The 15,024-nt window shown below is 41.6% G+C and carries 15 protein-coding genes; 6 read left to right on the top strand and 9 right to left on the bottom strand.

What is annotated here, in order from left to right; genetic code table 11:
• Positions 1-80: 80 nt before the first annotated feature.
• The 6 genes from AACS98_RS00730 to AACS98_RS00705 all read right to left on the bottom strand — a co-directional run bounded on the left by AACS98_RS00730 (position 81) and on the right by AACS98_RS00705 (position 6,307).
• Entirely contained in the window at positions 81-893 is an 813-nt protein-coding gene (locus tag AACS98_RS00730; protein WP_066375094.1) for a carbohydrate ABC transporter permease, read from the bottom strand.
• Positions 894-972: 79 nt separating this feature from the next.
• Positions 973-1,548 carry a 5-formyltetrahydrofolate cyclo-ligase gene (locus AACS98_RS00725; protein ID WP_066375092.1) on the bottom strand — a complete coding sequence of 192 codons (576 nt, stop codon included), beginning with the start codon at positions 1,546-1,548 and terminating at the stop codon, positions 973-975.
• A 108-nt stretch (positions 1,549-1,656) separates the two neighbouring features.
• Positions 1,657-2,619: a GDP-L-fucose synthase family protein gene (locus AACS98_RS00720; RefSeq protein WP_066375090.1), complete on the bottom strand. Its 963-nt coding sequence runs from the start codon at positions 2,617-2,619 to the stop codon at positions 1,657-1,659.
• Between the two features lie 24 nt (positions 2,620-2,643).
• A complete protein-coding gene (gene gmd, locus AACS98_RS00715) occupies positions 2,644-3,723 on the bottom strand; it encodes a GDP-mannose 4,6-dehydratase (protein WP_066375088.1) in 1,080 nt (359 codons plus the stop codon).
• A 570-nt stretch (positions 3,724-4,293) separates the two neighbouring features.
• Positions 4,294-5,052 carry a sugar transferase gene (locus tag AACS98_RS00710; protein ID WP_066375082.1) on the bottom strand — a complete coding sequence of 253 codons (759 nt, stop codon included), beginning with the start codon at positions 5,050-5,052 and terminating at the stop codon, positions 4,294-4,296.
• 94 nt (positions 5,053-5,146) lie between these two features.
• On the bottom strand, positions 5,147-6,307 hold the full coding sequence (locus AACS98_RS00705) for a glycosyltransferase (protein ID WP_066375081.1): 1,161 nt from the start codon (positions 6,305-6,307) through the stop codon (positions 5,147-5,149).
• A gap of 93 nt (positions 6,308-6,400) precedes the next feature.
• Here AACS98_RS00705 and AACS98_RS00700 point away from each other — a divergent pair, with 93 nt between their 5' ends.
• Together AACS98_RS00700 and AACS98_RS00695 are read left to right on the top strand one after the other, a co-directional pair.
• Positions 6,401-6,535: a hypothetical protein gene (locus tag AACS98_RS00700; protein ID WP_255362682.1), complete on the top strand. Its 135-nt coding sequence runs from the start codon at positions 6,401-6,403 to the stop codon at positions 6,533-6,535.
• Between the two features lie 38 nt (positions 6,536-6,573).
• A complete protein-coding gene (locus AACS98_RS00695; protein WP_066375079.1) occupies positions 6,574-7,512 on the top strand; it encodes an NAD-dependent epimerase/dehydratase family protein in 939 nt (312 codons plus the stop codon).
• Positions 7,513-7,784: 272 nt separating this feature from the next.
• Here AACS98_RS00695 and AACS98_RS00690 read toward each other — a convergent pair whose 3' ends face one another.
• Entirely contained in the window at positions 7,785-8,510 is a 726-nt protein-coding gene (locus AACS98_RS00690; protein WP_066375076.1) for a Uma2 family endonuclease, read from the bottom strand.
• Between the two features lie 88 nt (positions 8,511-8,598).
• Between AACS98_RS00690 and rfbB the strand changes: the two genes are divergently transcribed.
• Positions 8,599-9,663: a dTDP-glucose 4,6-dehydratase gene (rfbB, locus tag AACS98_RS00685; RefSeq protein ID WP_066375074.1), complete on the top strand. Its 1,065-nt coding sequence runs from the start codon at positions 8,599-8,601 to the stop codon at positions 9,661-9,663.
• Positions 9,664-9,677: 14 nt separating this feature from the next.
• Here the strand turns inward: rfbB and pgsA are convergent, their stop codons facing one another.
• Both pgsA and AACS98_RS00675 read right to left on the bottom strand, forming a co-directional pair.
• The gene (gene pgsA, locus AACS98_RS00680; protein WP_066375072.1) at positions 9,678-10,193 is read right to left on the bottom strand and encodes a CDP-diacylglycerol--glycerol-3-phosphate 3-phosphatidyltransferase; all 516 of its coding nucleotides are present in this window, start codon (positions 10,191-10,193) and stop codon (positions 9,678-9,680) included.
• A gap of 112 nt (positions 10,194-10,305) precedes the next feature.
• Complete coding sequence (locus tag AACS98_RS00675) at positions 10,306-10,869, bottom strand: Uma2 family endonuclease (protein WP_066375070.1); 564 nt, start codon at positions 10,867-10,869, stop codon at positions 10,306-10,308.
• Between the two features lie 252 nt (positions 10,870-11,121).
• Here AACS98_RS00675 and AACS98_RS00670 point away from each other — a divergent pair, with 252 nt between their 5' ends.
• The 3 genes from AACS98_RS00670 (at position 11,122) to AACS98_RS00660 (ending at position 14,826) form a co-directional block, all read left to right on the top strand.
• Entirely contained in the window at positions 11,122-12,528 is a 1,407-nt protein-coding gene (locus AACS98_RS00670; RefSeq protein WP_066375068.1) for an aspartate ammonia-lyase, read from the top strand.
• Between the two features lie 140 nt (positions 12,529-12,668).
• Positions 12,669-13,640 carry a DUF362 domain-containing protein gene (locus AACS98_RS00665; protein ID WP_066375066.1) on the top strand — a complete coding sequence of 324 codons (972 nt, stop codon included), beginning with the start codon at positions 12,669-12,671 and terminating at the stop codon, positions 13,638-13,640.
• 1,000 nt (positions 13,641-14,640) lie between these two features.
• A complete protein-coding gene (locus AACS98_RS00660; RefSeq protein WP_015141024.1) occupies positions 14,641-14,826 on the top strand; it encodes a hypothetical protein in 186 nt (61 codons plus the stop codon).
• The last annotated feature ends 198 nt before the right edge of the window (positions 14,827-15,024 follow it).

The raw sequence follows: 15,024 nt of genomic DNA, 5'->3' as shown, positions 1-15,024 counted from the left end.
CAGGGAAGCAAGGGAGAGGGGACTTTTCCCTTTTCCCCCTGCAAAGAACCCCAATTCTTCCTCTTTCCCAGTTCCTCAACCTAACCCTTCACTCCACTGCCCGTATCTGTTGCTACAATGTAACGCTGTAAAATCAGAAATAGTAGCAAAACAGGTGCGATCGCAATTACTGAACCAGCAGCGACTAAACGCCAGTCAAGGGAAAATGTCCCGGCTAATTTCGCCACTCCCAAGGGAAGGGTATATAAGCTTTCGTCTTGAATCACAATCAAAGGCCAAAGAAAATCACTCCAAGAACCGATAAATACAAAAATAGCCAAAGTCACCAGGGCTGGTTTGACTGCTGGCAACATGATATGCCACCATAAACCTAGTTCTGAGCTACCATCCATGCGGGCAGCTTCTTCTATTTCTTTGGGAACACCCATAAAAGCTTGTCTGAGGAGGAAAATCCCAAAAGCGGAAGCCAAGCTGGGGAAAATAATTCCTAAATAAGTATTTCTCAACCCTAACTGCACTGTCAAAATATACAGAGGTATCATCACAATCTGGAAAGGAATCATAATTGTAGAGACGATCGCAATAAAAATTCCATTCCTCAGAGGAAATGATAGTCTGGCTAAAGGATAAGCGGCTAAGGAGCAGAACAACAAATTTAAACCGACAGTCAGCACTGCCACCAATGTACTGTTATAGATGTACTGTCCAAAAGGTAAAGATTGCCACACCTTAGAGAAGTTTTCTACCGTAGGTTGACTGGGTAATAACTGCGGTGGGGATTGGAAAATATTTTCTGTGGGTGATTTTAAAGCTGTGCTGATTAGCCAAAGTAATGGGAATAGTGTGACGATGGCGATCGCTCCCAATAAACAGTACATCATCACAGTTGGCATTTTAGTATTTTGCCATCGGAAATTAGTCACAATACCGCACTCCAAATTTAATATAAATTAAAAATTAACCAATTACAAATTACGAATTAATATAAAGTTTAGTTTCAGTAACCACAGCAGCTAAAGGTTGATCCCAAGGTTGAATAGGTAATTGGGGTAAATAAGCAAAATCAAACACAATGCCGATAGTTGGTTTATTTGCCCACTCGGTAGAACTGAGCAAGCGATCATAATACCCACCACCATAACCTAAACGATAGCCACGCTGATCACAAGCGACGCTAGGGATGAGAATTAAATCAACTTCTTCTGGGTTAATAGTTGGTGCTGATGGTGCTGGTTCTTTAATGCCATAGGAATTAATTTGTAAAGATTCTCCTGGTTGCCAAATATGCCAGTTAAGTGATGTTTCCACGCAGCGAGGAAATCCCCAACGGTATTGAGTATCTAAAAATAGGTTGCTCAGATCAGGTTCTTGACGAAAACTCAGATAAGCAAGTATGGTTTTAGCTTGTTGAAAAAGTAGAGAGTTTTGTAATAGATGACAGATGCGATCGCTTTTTTCTCGCCATTCTCTCATAGACATTGACTGACGAGTTTTTAACAGATTGCGGCGTAACTTGACTTTACTTTGTTGATGATCAACTTTGTCCATGCCAATTAGTGCAGGGTTTATCAGGGAACGGTGAGAGACAAACCCCTCTTGGTGTTCAAGAGGGGTTGGGGGAGAGGTCAAAAAAACTGATCAGGTTATCGGTGAACGTTACCCATTCGCGATTTTCTCAGCAGCATTTTGACGATACCAATCAATAGTATTCTTCAATCCCTGCCGGAAATCTACCTGAGCAGAGAAATTAAAAGCTTGTTTTGCGCGTTCAGTATCCAAACAACGACGGGGTTGACCGTTTGGTTTGTCTGTTTCCCATACAATTTCACCGTCAAACTCCATCAGTTCGCAAATCAGAGTGACTAAATCACGAATGGAGATTTCAGAACCAGTGCCTAAGTTAACTGGTTCTGAGTCATTGTAGAATTGAGTTCCCATGACAATACCCCGCGCGGCATCTTCCGAATAAAGAAACTCACGGGTAGGACTACCATCACCCCAAACAGGTAGTTGCTTAACTTTATTAATTTGAGCCGCATGAACTTTGTGAATTAACGCCGGGATGACGTGGGAACTCCCAGGATCAAAGTTATCTTCAGGCCCGTATAAATTCACTGGCAAAAGATAAACCCCATTAAAGCCGTACTGCTGACGATAAGATTGCAGTTGGACTAACAGAGCTTTTTTAGCAACGCCATAAGGGGCGTTAGTTTCTTCTGGATAACCATTCCACAGGTCATCTTCCTTAAATGGTACAGGAGTAAATTTAGGGTAGGCACAGATTGTACCCACACAGACGAATTTTTCTACACCAGCTTGATAGGCAGCATGAATTAGCTGAGTTCCCATGATCAAGTTATCGTAGAATAACTCCGCCGGTTTTTCCCGGTTAAGACCGATACCGCCCACATGAGCTGCTAAGTGGATGACGATATCTTGTTGGTCTACTGCGCGTTGGCAATTTTCCCAGACACGTAAATCTAATTCGCGCGATCGCGGTATTGTAATCTTAGCTTGGTCAGCCCCAGCTTTGCCCAGTTGCTCGATTACTTGACGGCCTAAAAACCCTGCCCCACCAGTGACAAGAATTCGTTTATTTTGTAGCTCTAAGGCGGTCATATTTTTATCCTTGGCAAGATTTGATTAGAAGTGGATAACATCCAGTTCTTGACGAATAGTAGCAATGTCCTGGGGCAGCAGAGAACCATTGCCATTGGGTGAAGTTTGCCCTATTGCTTGCAAATCAGCATCTACCATCAGTGCCACCAACTCTTTAAAAGTGACTGAAGGTCGCCAACCCAATTTTTGTTGGGCTTTGGTAGAGTCGCCAATTAATAAATCTACTTCTGCTGGGCGTAGATAACGCTCATCGAACTCTACATAATCTTGCCAATCAAGATTTACATGACTAAACGCTAACTCTAGAAATTCTCGTACTGAATGAGTTTCACCTGTAGCAATTACATAATCGTCTGGTTGGTCTTGTTGCAACATCAACCACATTGCCCGGACATAATCCTTAGCGTAGCCCCAATCTCTTTTTGCATCCAGATTACCCATATATAGCGTTTTCTGCTTGCCAGCCACAATCCGCGCCACTGCTCTGGTAATTTTGCGGGTAACAAAGGTTTCACCGCGTCGGGGTGATTCATGGTTAAAAAGAATACCATTACAAGCAAAAAGTCCATAGGATTCACGGTAATTAACCGTTTGCCAGTGGGCGTACACTTTTGCACATGCGTAAGGACTGCGGGGGTAGAACGGTGTAGTTTCGCTTTGGGGAACAGCTTGTACTAAACCATACATTTCTGAAGAACCAGCTTGGTAAAATCTCACCTGAATCCCAGTGCGGTGCTGATAGTCGCGGATGGCTTCTAGTAAACGCAGTGTTCCCATGCCCACGGAATCTACTGTATATTCTGGTGAATCAAAGCTCACCCGTACATGGGATTGCGCGCCTAAATTATAAATTTCTGTAGGTTGGACTTCTTCTAAAATCCGTCGTAGGGTTGTACCATCAGTCAAGTCGCCGTAGTGAAGAAATAACCGCACGCCTTCTTTATGAGGATCTTCGTAGATGTGATCGATGCGGTCAGTGTTAAAGGTAGAAGTCCGCCGGATTATACCATGAACCTCATAACCTTGCCCCAGCAAAAATTCACTCAAGTATGAACCATCTTGGCCAGTAATACCAGTAATTAACGCACGCTTGTGTTCAGTCATGCTTGCTTATTCCTTTTGTCCGTAAAGAAGATATATGCAGGTCAATTGATACAACCTAGCAGTTAATCACTAAATTGCCTAATGGGAAACCTACGAGTTTTAACGTCTGCTAGGTTTTGATTCTCAATAAATATACTGAAGAAACAGTCAATTTAATAGAAGAGTTTAGCCTTAAATGGCTATATTTACGCTATTTAGGTATTTTGCTGCAAATTTCTTACAGAAACTTTATGTAATACAAAATTTCTTCAATAAACTTCTAAAGAAATTACATATAAATAAATGAATTAGGCAACTTTATTCTGGTCAGGACTGATGCAACTGGCACATTAGTAGGGTGCGTCAGATGCCAAACATAAGTTTCTTTGCAGGATTTATGCAGGCTGACGCACTCTACTGGACTGGCACATTAGTAGGGTGCGTCAGATGCCAAACATAAGTTTCTTTGCAGGATTTATGCAGACTGACGCACCCTACATATAGATATTTAGTGTGACTTTTAGTGAGGAGAGAGTCAAAAATTTCCCCAGCTTAGGCGCAGAACTTAGCTGAATAATTTTAACTTTTTTTTCAGTATGCTCCGTTATTTTTGGGAAAAATCACCACATCAATTGTCTTCAAGATGATCCATAAGTCCAACCAAAAGGTTCTAAATTTGGCATAGTGCAAGTCGATTTGGATTCTCCGTGGATAAGGAATGTCATTACGTCCAGATACTTGCCATAGTCCAGTGATCCCTGGTCGGATGGTTAAAACTTGATCGATGTGAATACCATATTTCGGTAGTTCTTCGGCGACTAGGGGGCGCGGCCCCACAACACTCATATCCCCTTTTAACACGTTCCAGAATTGGGGAAATTCGTCCAAGCTAGTAATTCGCAAGAATCGACCGATTTTGGTAATTCGGGGATCATGTTTGAGCTTAAAACTGGTTTCAAATTCCTGTCGCAACTGGGGCGATGTTTCCATCATTTCCACCAGGATTTCATCCGCATTGTTGACCATTGTGCGGAATTTAATACAATAAAAAGGCTTGTAATTCTTCCCTATTCTTTCTTGGACGTAAAAAATCGGGCCTTTTGAGCTTAAAGCAATCAGTAAGGCCAAAATCAAGTAGACAGGGGAGAATAGAATCAAGACCAACAACGAAAAGACAATATCGAAAACTCTTTTACTAAACTCTCCGTTTAACCGGGGGAAAGACAAACCTTGAGGTTTGATTTTCGGTGTCTTGGTTTTTTGACTACGCTTAAGAGTAGAACGCATAGACGAGCTAGCATCTGGCCTTAAGCGTCGCTTGCCGGAGAGGAGTGAGCTCTGGGCAGTCATCATACTCCTTATTAATCCACACCACACATAGTCCCAATCTTAAAGCTAAAAGGATGTGCTTCTGGGGGACAGTTGCCAAAAGCATACACAACAATTACATTAAATTATGGCGATCGCTTCCAAGAGTTCCTGTTTTTTGGCACTGATGCACAAAATCTAGGTAGCGTTGGGCAAAAATTTGCGGTGAAAACTGGACGGCGTGCGATCGCATATACTCAGGATTGAGAACATCTTGATACATTTCAAATTTTTCTACTGCCTCCACCAAAGCTGCTTCTGTTTGACTCCCAAAAAATATACCCGTTCCTGTGTCTTTATAGGTACGTACATCCCGCACAGTTTCTAACGCTCCCCCGGCACCGTAGGCAATTACTGGTGTACCGCAAGCTTGCGCCTCGACTAAGGCAATGCCAAAATCTTCGCAAGCACCATACACAAATGCCCTAGCTTTAGCCATATATTTTTTTACCACCTCATCAGGTTGCCACCCCAGTATTTGGATATTAGAGTTGGCTAATTCCTGAATTTTTTTCATTTCCGAACCAGTACCAATAATCACCAACGGCCGCTGCAATTTATTAAAAGCTTGAACAATTAGAGATACTTGTTTATAACTCACTAACCGGGAAACGATCAGATAAAAATCCTCTTTGTAAGGTAAAAACGGAAATGCCTCCACATCCACTGGTGGATAAATCACCGTCGCTTTTCTGCGATAGCAACGCCAAATCCTCTGGGCGGTATGGTGAGAGTTGGCAATAAAGTAGTCAACCCGATTAGCACTTAACACATCCCATTGGCGTAAACGATGTAGTAAATACCGTGTTAACCACCCAGCTACACCCTTACCCAGTTTGCTGTGGCGGAGATAATCAAAGGTTAAGTCCCAGGCATAACGCATAGGACTATGACAGTAGCAAATATGTAACTGGTTGCCAGTAGTAATCACTCCTTTCGCTACTGCATGAGATGAGGACAAAATTATGTCATACTGCCGCAAATCCATTTGTTCAATTGCCAAAGGTAACAACGGTAAATATTTTTGAATACCATTGCGGGCAAAGGGGAAATGCTGGAGAAAAGTTCTGCCGATGGGACGTTTGTATAAATAACTTTTAGGATTACTCGATTCAAAGTCAATGAGGGCGTATAAATCGGCATCAATATGATTCAGAATTTCCCGCACCACGAGTTCTGAACCACCTGTGGCTTTTGGTGTCAGCCATTCATGAACAAGAGCATATTTCAAAGGCACAGCTAACTTTAAAAATGTAGAAAATTATGCAAGCAAAGTGTGAGGTTAACTGCCAAGTTTACCTTGGTGAACAAGATGTGGGAACTGCTCCAGATGAAATCTTCAGGACGTATTTCTTTTGGTAGAGGTTCCAGAGAGATACAGCAACCTGATAACCTCAAGGGTATTGGGGATTGGGTACTGGGGATTGGGTATTGGGAAAACTCTTTACCAGTTCTCAGTCACTAATCCCCGGTCGCTAAAAAAGACATAGGAGTTGGGAATTTATGCGTATTTTAATCATGGGTGGTACTAGGTTCATAGGTGTGTACTTAACTCAAATTTTGGTAGAACAAGGACATGAGGTCGTCTTGTTTAATCGTGGTAATCGCCCCCTACCAAATTTACAGGGAGTAGGACAAATTATAGGCGATCGCACTGATTCTACACAGCTGAAGGAAAAATTACTACAAGAAAATTTTGATGTGATTTTTGACAATAATGGTCGAGAATTATCTGATACACAACCTTTAGCCGAAATTTTTCAAGGACGGGTACAGCATTTTGTTTACATGAGTTCTGCGGGGGTTTATCTCAAATCTGACCAATTACCCCATGTTGAAGGTGATGCAGTAGACCCAAAAAGCCGCCATAAGGGTAAACACGAAACTGAAACTTACTTGCAACAGCAAGGATTACCCTTCACTTCCATTCGTCCCACCTATATTTACGGGCCAAAAAACTATAACGATTTAGAAAGCTGGTTCTTTGATCGAATTGTACGCGATCGCCCAATTCCCATTCCCGGTAACGGCTTACATATCACACAACTCGGTCATGTGCAAGACCTAGCTTTAGCCATGTCCCAGGTAATTGGCAACAAACAGGCGATTGGGCAAGTGTATAATATTTCAGGCGATCGCTTCGTCACCTTTGATGGTTTAGCCCGTGCTTGCGCTCAAGCTGCCGGAAAATCACCAGATGCCATTAAAATAGTGCATTACGACCCGAAAAAATTTGATTTCGGCAAACGTAAAGCCTTCCCCATGCGTTTACAGCATTTCTTCGCCTCAGTCAATAAAGCCCAAACCGAATTAAATTGGCAACCCCAATATGATTTAATCTCTGGGTTAACTGACTCTTTTAAAAATGATTATCTCGCCACCGGAAGGGACAAACAAGACATAGATTTCTCTGTAGATGAGGAGATTTTACAAGCCAGCTAGAAAATAGGGAGTGGGGAGTGGGGGGAGATGAGGGGGATGAGGGGGATGTAGCTTGAGTTTCTCTTTCCCTACGGGACGCTGCGCGAACAGAGACGCTAACGCGTTCGCGCAGCGTATCCGTAGGATTCACCCGCAGGGTGGGGGATGAGGGGGATGAGGGAGATGTAGCTTTAGCTTCCCGCAGGGTGGGAGACAAGAGAGACAAGGGAGAAATACTTTCCCAGTCCCCAATCCCCAATCCCCAGTCCCCAATCCCCAGTCCCTTCCATTCCCTAAACCTGATTTGGATCAATTCCTAACTCTTTTAACTTTGCTGCTAATCTTTCTGCTCGTTGACTTTCCTGTTCTGCTGGGGTGGGAAGCCAATTTCCTTCTGCATCATACCAGCGTAACCATAAGCGTTCAATTCCTTGGTAAGTACCTTGCCAAAGTCCTAATCCTATTTCTAAACTTGGCATCCAGACTTGAGGTTTACTCAAGTCCATTTGGCTATAACGGTCTGCAACTAATTGGAAAGCTTGCAGTTGGTCGGTGTAGCGGTCAAAGACAATATAATAGGGAACTCGTAAAATTCGTTCATAGACTTCCCATTTGGTTGGCGGTTGGTTAATTTCTCTGAGAGTATGCCCTAAATCTTCTTTTTCCGTCCCCGGAGACAGTAATTCTACTACAACAAAAGGTGCTACTCCTTCCTGCCAAATCACATAACTTAAACGCATTTCCCGTTGTTCATAGAGACGAGAAACGCCTACCACTGCAAACCAATCAGGACGTTTATACCAGCGTGGGTGGTGGGTGTCATAATACAGGTTTAAATCACTGGCGACAAAAATTTGGTCTGCTGGATAGTTGGGGGGAGAAAAGGTTTCACGCAAAAGTTGTGGCTGAATAATGTGAAATTCGTCAGGCAAACCGGGTTCCTCCGGGGATTCACTGGGAAGATCATACATCGTAGGTAGGGCTACTTGGGGAGAATGGGGAGGGTCTGTTTGATACATAAGGAAAGTCCTAACCGACTAACTTTAAGTTAACAAATCACAGCAAAATTTTGGTACAAACAAAATACACTTTATTTGTCCATAAAATATGCAAACACTATTGGTAACAGGAGGAGCCGGATTTATCGGTGCTAATTTTATTCTCCTGGCTCGACAATTACAATGGGCTAATATCATTAATTTAGATAAACTCACTTATGCTAGCAATTTAGGAAATTTAGCAGAATTACAAACTGATAAAAACTATCATTTTGTGCAAGGAGATATCAACAATTTTGAGTTAGTCAGTTATTTATTATCACAGTATCAACCAGATACTATCATTAATTTTGCGGCTGAAAGTCATGTAGACCGTTCAATTTTTAGTCCGCAAGACTTTATTAACACTAATGTTTTAGGAACTTTTCAGTTATTAGAAGCAAGTAGATTTTACTGGCAAAAGCTACCATCTGCTAAACAAAAACAATTTCGCTTTCTGCACATATCTACAGATGAAGTTTACGGTTCACTCAATCCCCAAGACCCAGCTTTTAGGGAAGATACGCCCTATGCACCTAATAGTCCATACTCTGCATCTAAGGCGGCATCTGACCATTTTGTGCGCGCCTATTATCACACCTATGGCTTGCCAACTTTAACCACAAATTGCTCTAATAATTACGGGCCGCTTCAGTTTCCTGAAAAGCTGATTCCTTTAACGATTCTCAATGCTGTAGATGGTAAACCTTTACCTATATATGGAGATGGGCAAAATATCAGAGATTGGTTATATGTAATTGACCATTGCCAAGCTATTTATTTAGTTTTACAACAAGGTAAAATTGGCGAAACTTATAATATTGGTGGTTTGAATGAAAAAACTAATCTCACAGTTGTAAAAACAATTTGTGCAATTCTCGATGAATTAGTGCCTCAACTTAATTTATCTTACTCGTCTTTGATAACGTTTGTGAAAGACCGTCCTGGTCATGACCGTCGCTATGCAATTGATTGTAGTAAAATCAGTCAAGAATTAGGTTGGCAACCTCAAGAAAATTTTGATAGTGGTTTGCGAAAAACTGTGCAATGGTATTTAAATAATTCTTATTGGGTAAATCAAGTCCGTTCTGGAGCTTACCAAAATTGGTTGAAACAAAATTATGATAATAGATAATTTTGTGGGGAATTTTAGGTATTTTCTGGAGACTGAGGCCAAAGATAAATTATGCCAGAGATTAAAGTTAAAGCCACAGCTAGCCAAAAAGCGATGAGTGATGATAATTCCCAGTCTGCTGATAAGGGTGCAATTAGTAAGGCGATCGCTACTATCTGACTGACTGTTTTTAGTTTACCCCAAATATTCGCCCCGGTAATTTTGGTTTGATTCACTCGCCAACCGGCGATCGCTAATTCTCGCGCTAAAATCAAAAATACCCCCCAAGCTGGGATTTTTCCTAACTCTACTAACACCAACAACGGTGCTAATACCAAAAATTTATCCACTAAAGGATCAAGAAACTTACCCAAATCACTAATTTGGTTAAGTTTCCTTGCTAAATAACCATCTAACCAATCTGTCAACGCCGCCACTAAAAAAATTGCTAAACATATCCATCTAGCCGACGGTGTAGGGTTGTATAATCCATATAACAAAAATGGTACACCCAAAAGTCGAGAGAAAGTAATCCAGTTAGGTAAAGTCACGTCGCTTCGCTCCAAATTCAAAATTCGTCTTGAAAAGTTTCCTACGGCGGGAAACCCGCCTACAGAACTTTTCGCAAAATTCAAAATTAAATACCCTTTTATTTAATAATTTCTATAATTTCAACCAAGCAAATAATTGTCCTAATGTCAAATGTAAATCTTTAACTAAATCGGGTACTGGCAATATATCTGATTCGTTTTCTAAAAATATAGGTTGCTGGTGAGGCGGATAAACTAAAATACCAGATTCCTCTGGATCAATTAACCAACCTAAGCTAGTACCATGATTTAAACAATGTAAAATTTTTCTGGTGACTTTGGTTGTACTTTGCTCAGGAGATAAAATTTCAATTATCCAATCTGGATAGGTATTAAACGCATTGGCAATATTACCTTTGTCATCTACAGGAATTCTCTGCCACGCAAATACTGCGACATCTGGCACAATGGAATAGCCGCCAAATGTACAGCGTAATTCTGGTAAAGCCAGTGCAATTTTTGGGGCTTCTACCACATTATTAACCGCATTAGCTAATTGCAACTGTAGTCTACTATGTTTACCTTGAGGCATAGGTTTGTGGAAGATTTCACTGTTGATATATTCACTTGCTGGCTCGGTTTCTGGTAATTGTAAAAATTCTTCTAAAGATACCCGGCGAGTTGGTGTTTTAATCATAATATTTTACCTGCTCTTATCTAACCCCAAGTTTAGCCTAAATCAGCTTATGTGACAGGACTGACACAAGGAGCATAAATCCAGTCAATAGTTAACATCAATAACTAATAATTGTTTTATTGTGCCAGTTTTGTAAGTCTTTTTTGATTTTCTTGTCGTCTCTTGCTACAAAACAAAATATTTCCAGATGAGGTTTTTAGTGTAGTTGCATGGCATGATCTGTATTTTGAGATTATTTAAACAATAACTAAGATGACAGACAACACAGATTTTCGCATTGAGCGCGACTCGATGGGCGATCGCCAAATTGCTAGTAATGTTTATTACGGTATTCAAACCCTCAGAGCCATAGAAAACTTCCCAATTAGCGGCATCAAACCCTTACCCACTTACGTAGATGCCTGTATTTTCATTAAAAAAGCTACAGCAATAGTCAATGGTGAACTCGGCTGTATTCCCGAAGATATAAGTCAAGCAATTGTCAAAGCCACTGATGAAATTCTAGCCGGGAAGTTACGCGAGCAGTTTGTGGTTGATGTCTATCAAGCTGGTGCGGGAACTTCCCACCACATGAACGTTAACGAAGTTTTAGCAAATCGCGCTTTAGAAATTCTCGGCGAAGACAAGGGGAATTACAAACGAGTTAGCCCCAACGATCATGTAAACTATGGACAGTCTACCAACGATGTCATCCCCACAGCAATTAGGATTGGTGGTTTGTTAGCACTGGCGAGGACATTACACCCAGCCTTAGAAAAAGCGATCGCCGCCTTAGAAAACAAAGCTGTAGAATTTCAAGATATTGTTAAATCTGGCAGAACCCACTTACAAGATGCTGTACCCGTGCGCTTAGGTGAAAACTTCCGCGCTTGGGCGCAAATTTTATCAGAACACCAAAACCGCATTTACACCGCCTCTGGGGATTTAATGGTATTAGGTTTAGGAGGTAGTGCGGCTGGTACTGGCTTAAATACCCATCCTGAATATCGCACCCGTGTAGTAGAAGTTCTCTCAGAATTACTAGAATTACCTCTACAACCTGCGCCGCATCTCATGGCAGCAATGCAAAGCATGGCCCCATTCGTCAACGTTTCTGGCGCATTACGGAACTTAGCCCAGGATTTAGCCAAAATTTCCCATGATTTGCGCTTAATGGACTCCGGGCCAAAAACTGGTTTAAAAGAAATTCAATTACCCCCAGTACAACCTGGTTCTTCGATTATGCCAGGAAAGTATAACCCCGTGATGGCAGAGATGACATCGATGGTGTGTTTTCAGGTAATGGGTTACGACAATGCGATCGCACTTGCCGCCCAAGCCGGACAATTAGAATTAAACGTGATGATGCCGTTAATTGCCTATAACCTGATTCACAGTATCGAAATTCTTGGTAATACTATCGCCGCCCTCACACAACGCTGCATAGAAGGAATTACCGCCAACAAAGAACGTTGTTTAGCTTACGCCGAAGGCAGTTTAGCATTAGTCACCGCACTTAACACCCATATTGGTTATTTAAACGCCGCCGCCGTCGCCAAAGAATCCTTAGAAACAGGCAAATCTCTCAGACAGATAGTTTTAGAAAAAGGGCTAATGAGTGAAGCAGAACTAGCTACTGTGTTAAATCTAGAACAGATGAGCAGTATTGTAGGGGGCTAGGGACTGGGGACTGGGTACTGGGGACTGGGGACTGGGTAACAGTTATTCTTCCTCCGCTCCTCCGCTTCCTCCGCTTCCTCCGCTTCCCTGCTCCCCCTGCTTCCTCATCTTCCTCATCAACTCCACTCACATCAATACCCATGCAAAACCAAAAACCATCTGTCAGCCTCATCCGGGCTAATTCTTACGAAAAAGATGCTTTAAGGGAATCTTTAGTTACCTTGCTAGAACCCTTTGGCGGAATGGCGGCTTTTGTCAAACCAGGGCAACGCGTCTTACTCAAACCTAATTTACTCACAGGTTCGCGTCCTACAAAAGAGTGTACTACCCGCGCTGAATTGGTTTATGCGGTTGCTCAGATGGTAATTGCCGCAGGTGGCAAACCATTTTTAGGAGATAGTCCCGCTTTTGGTAGTGCTAAAGGTGTAGCTATAGCCAATGGTTATCAGCCAATCATCCAAGAATTAAATCTTCCTATCATTGAGTTTCACGGACAGCGTTACCAAACCGTGAGCGAAAATTTTAATCACCTACTACTCTGTAAAGAAGCAATAGAAGCAGATGTAGTGATTAATCTCCCTAAAGTTAAGTCTCATACCCAATTAACCTTAACTTTGGCAGTCAAAAACCTGTTTGGTTGTGTTCCCGGCAAAATGAAAGCATGGTGGCACATGGAAGCCGGAAAAGATGCCAACCGTTTCGGTGAGATGTTAGTTGAAACTGCTAAGGCTATTAATCCAGACTTAACTATTTTAGACGGCATCATCGGTCATGAAGGCAATGGCCCCAGTGGCGGCGAACCTCGTCCTTTGGGTATATTAGCCGCATCATCAAATGTCTTCGCCCTAGACAGGGCAATGGTAGAAATTCTCAATGTACCACCGCAGCAAGTCCCCACCGTTGCAGCTTCCCAAAGGTTAGGAGTTTGCCCAGAACTAGCTGAGATTGATTTCCCTAATTTACATCCTGATTTATTAAAAATTGCAGATTGGCGGCTGCCAGACAAGCTCATGCCTATTGACTTTGCTATGCCCAGAGTCATCAAGTCTACGTTCAAACATTTTTATATCCGTTTTATCAAAGAACCCATGACTGCCTATGCTAAACAGTAGGTTGTCTGGAACATCTGATGTTTTTGTAGGGTGCATCAGAAAAGATAATTTGGCAAACTTAAACAGATTTTTGACATCTGACACACTCTACTAATGTGCTTGTCTTGAACATCTCACCAAAAGCAAGTGCAAGCTCTGTTACAACAATCTCCCATTCAGGAGAGTAGTCTAGAGATTACCCTCCGATTGCTTAACCAAACCGCCCTCTAGCGGCGGTTTTCCCCTGATTAGTCATTAGTCATTAGTCATTAGTCATTAGTCATGAGTTTTTCTCCTCCGCTTCCTCCGCTTCCTCCGCTTCCTCCCCCTACCCTCTATCCTGGGTTAACAGCCAAAAGTATTTTTACTCTACCTATGTGTAGATTGACAAAATAGAAGTAATATCACGTAAATTTATTAATTACGATTTAGAAATAATTTTTTGGTGTGATTACTGACTTCTTTCTCACCACTACGGGTATTTTATCTGTATTTATGCGGTTGCTTTTCTGATGTTCAAAATTGTGTTGACTGATGTTTCTAGAGTTTTGTATTTCTTCAGATTTACTTGTGTTGAATAGTGACAAAAAAATACTTGATTTCAGCAATATTTCGGGATGTTAATCATTATCCTGAAAATGATGAACCGCTACAAGTGGCGTAGACAAAGTATTTTGGAATGTAACCTCTTTGGACTCTGACACCATCAAGGTAGATAATTAATCTACCACCAAAGAAAAAAATCTTACTAATTATGTCTTTGACTTAATCTCTGCTTAACCTAAAAAAAGTTAATCCTTACTATAAATTTTAACATATTGTTGAGTCAAGCTAGCCAAAAATGTTCATAACCCTTTTGGTATCAAGATTACCGAGTCTAAAAGTACAACTATCACACTTGCGAAACAGGTTAATGTTTTTGACGGCTATACATTTGACAAGAAAAAATAGCTAAAATAGTATTGAAACTCTCGACTAGAGAGTAAACCTAACAATCAATTGTGATTAACTCCAATTCTGTATGAATTCAGATAGCCAGTCTGCCAACCCTCCCGACACGTATTCCCATCGTTTGGCAGACATTCTGGGAACATTGATAGCTGTAGTTACTCTTACGCTACCTGTGTTTGTCATTGCCCATTATTCAACTGATGTTCCAAATAGTCAGCAACCCATGACTTATGAACTTCCGCGAGGTGAGCGATAGACAACCAACACACAGATGAATGTGAGATTTCAGCAGCCTAAAGTTCCAACAAAAATGGAGAAAGCAAGTTTTGAGCCAGCATTTTTGTATGTAGATCAACAACCATGAGCTAAATCTGCGTTCTTGGCACAGATTTAGTGTTTTTTGTGCATTCAGGGGGCAGATCCTTCTCAGGAACTAACGGAAAGCGTTGCGATG

The organism is Anabaena sp. CA = ATCC 33047 (assembly GCF_963870205.1).
Taxonomy (GTDB): Bacteria; Cyanobacteriota; Cyanobacteriia; order Cyanobacteriales; family Nostocaceae; genus Trichormus.
This window is presented reverse-complemented; position numbering and strand designations above follow the sequence as displayed.

Coding starts and splice junctions, on each gene's coding strand:
- AACS98_RS00690 (WP_066375076.1), bottom strand. CDS start 8,510: ATGTATCAAACAGACCCTCCCCATTCTCCCCAAGTAGCCCTACCTACG.
- AACS98_RS00670 (WP_066375068.1), top strand. CDS start 11,122: ATGACAGACAACACAGATTTTCGCATTGAGCGCGACTCGATGGGCGAT.
- AACS98_RS00675 (WP_066375070.1), bottom strand. CDS start 10,869: ATGATTAAAACACCAACTCGCCGGGTATCTTTAGAAGAATTTTTACAA.
- AACS98_RS00700 (WP_255362682.1), top strand. CDS start 6,401: ATGAAATCTTCAGGACGTATTTCTTTTGGTAGAGGTTCCAGAGAGATA.
- AACS98_RS00730 (WP_066375094.1), bottom strand. CDS start 893: ATGCCAACTGTGATGATGTACTGTTTATTGGGAGCGATCGCCATCGTC.
- AACS98_RS00695 (WP_066375079.1), top strand. CDS start 6,574: ATGCGTATTTTAATCATGGGTGGTACTAGGTTCATAGGTGTGTACTTA.
- rfbB (WP_066375074.1), top strand. CDS start 8,599: ATGCAAACACTATTGGTAACAGGAGGAGCCGGATTTATCGGTGCTAAT.
- gmd (WP_066375088.1), bottom strand. CDS start 3,723: ATGACTGAACACAAGCGTGCGTTAATTACTGGTATTACTGGCCAAGAT.
- AACS98_RS00720 (WP_066375090.1), bottom strand. CDS start 2,619: ATGACCGCCTTAGAGCTACAAAATAAACGAATTCTTGTCACTGGTGGG.
- AACS98_RS00710 (WP_066375082.1), bottom strand. CDS start 5,052: ATGACTGCCCAGAGCTCACTCCTCTCCGGCAAGCGACGCTTAAGGCCA.
- AACS98_RS00725 (WP_066375092.1), bottom strand. CDS start 1,548: ATGGACAAAGTTGATCATCAACAAAGTAAAGTCAAGTTACGCCGCAAT.
- AACS98_RS00665 (WP_066375066.1), top strand. CDS start 12,669: ATGCAAAACCAAAAACCATCTGTCAGCCTCATCCGGGCTAATTCTTAC.
- AACS98_RS00660 (WP_015141024.1), top strand. CDS start 14,641: ATGAATTCAGATAGCCAGTCTGCCAACCCTCCCGACACGTATTCCCAT.